The sequence below is a fragment of the Streptomyces sp. NPDC015220 genome (assembly GCF_043079345.1).
Taxonomy (GTDB): domain Bacteria; phylum Actinomycetota; class Actinomycetes; order Streptomycetales; family Streptomycetaceae; genus Streptomyces.
The window spans coordinates 25,891-26,701 of sequence record NZ_JBIBUK010000010.1 but is presented as its reverse complement, the minus strand read 5'-3'; the positions used below and the strand labels follow the sequence as shown (position 1 = coordinate 26,701).

Here is an 811-nt window from a genome sequence, read left to right as displayed (position 1 = left end):
GCGCTACCGCCGCCCGTTGTTCTCGATCGTGTGAACGGCGTCGCTCTGGGACCGGGAGAAGTCCAGCCCCGACGTCAGGGTCTTCGACGCCGCGCCCAGCATGGCGGCCGCCAGCGCCGAGACGGCGTCCCGCAGTTCGCTGTGCGGCTGGACGTACTGCTTGGCGAAGACGGTGCCGAGCTGCCCGACGCCCCACGGGGGCCTGCCGGCGTCCCACGAGGTCCGGTCGGCGAAGTCGTTGGAGAGGCGGTGCAGGATCTCGCTGATCCGGTCGGTGACGTCGCCGCCGTGCACGACCGAATCGGGCTGGGCGGCGAACACCTGGTCCTCAGCCACGGGAGCCTCCGGTGCGGCGGGCGGCGGACGCGTCGGCGGCCCGGGTCCCGTCCGGGCGGGCGGTCGCGCCGGCCGCGTCCAGCAGCCGGTCCAGGTCGAACTCCTCCGGGTCGGCGCCCACGATGCCGGAGCCGATCCCGGAGACGGAGCCGAACAGGGCCGTCGCCCTCGACAGCACGTCCTGACGGGCTTGCATGAGGGCGTCGAGCACACTGGCGGCCAGCTTCTGACCGGACATCGCCTGGTGCTTGTTGTTGAGGAAGCGCAGTGCCGTGACCTCGCCCTGGGCGCCGACCGTCACCTCCACCACGCGGTCCTTGGACCGCACCGTCGCCGACAGCGACGCCATCTCGCCCCGCACCCGGGCCAGGGTCTCGCGGTGCTGGGTGAACTCGGACAGAGCCTGCTGGATGTGCTGCTCGAACGTCTCTTTCACGGTCCCTCCTCACAGGGGGGTGTACGACGGGATACGGAT

The 811-nt window shown here is 71.6% G+C and carries 2 protein-coding genes; both read right to left on the bottom strand.

Annotated elements, in window-relative coordinates; all coding sequences use genetic code 11:
• Positions 1-3: 3 nt before the first annotated feature.
• Entirely contained in the window at positions 4-336 is a 333-nt protein-coding gene (locus ACF061_RS20795) for a hypothetical protein (RefSeq protein WP_392268390.1), read from the bottom strand.
• Positions 329-772 carry a YbaB/EbfC family nucleoid-associated protein gene (locus ACF061_RS20790; protein ID WP_392268389.1) on the bottom strand — a complete coding sequence of 148 codons (444 nt, stop codon included), beginning with the start codon at positions 770-772 and terminating at the stop codon, positions 329-331. Before ACF061_RS20790 ends, ACF061_RS20795 begins: the two co-directional genes overlap by 8 nt.
• Positions 773-811 lie beyond the last annotated feature (39 nt).